The organism is Bacteriovorax sp. DB6_IX, from assembly GCF_000447775.1.
Taxonomy (GTDB): domain Bacteria; phylum Bdellovibrionota; class Bacteriovoracia; order Bacteriovoracales; family Bacteriovoracaceae; genus Halobacteriovorax_A.
In genome coordinates this window covers 1-418 of record NZ_AUNJ01000341.1, presented here as the reverse complement: position 1 = coordinate 418, position 418 = coordinate 1, and the positions used below count along the sequence as shown (strand labels likewise).

Sequence of the window (418 nt, the reverse complement as noted above, 5' to 3'; positions counted from 1 at the left end):
AATGGCCGCTGCGTAAAAGCGCGGCCATCACGCCAAAACAAATTATATTTCATCTAATAAAGTTTTCTTAACTTTCTGCTCATAACTATCAAAAAATATTGATTTTCCTTGTACTTCTCTATTAAAATTTAACCAATCAAATTTTTTCAAACTTATAAAACAAAACAAGGAGTTAGTTTTGAAAAAAATTATCGCTGGTGCACTAGCACTTTCAATGGGATCAGCTCTTGCTGGTAACGTAATGCCAGAAATGACAAGAGATGGAAAAACTAAGAACGACAACCTAGGTGTTGCTTGGTCTAAAAGAAATGCTGCTGTTCTTTCATACGATACTCTTACTCAAGATAGAGAAGTAAGTGGAACTGAAACTGCAGAAGTTAAAACTACTAACCTAAATCCATACGTATTTGGAACTCAC

Annotated in this window: 1 protein-coding gene; it reads left to right on the top strand. The window is 34.4% G+C overall.

Annotation, left to right across the window (positions count from 1 at the left end):
• Positions 1–178: 178 nt before the first annotated feature.
• On the top strand, positions 179–418 hold a 240-nt coding region (locus M901_RS10390; RefSeq protein WP_021278155.1), incomplete at its 3' end, for a hypothetical protein.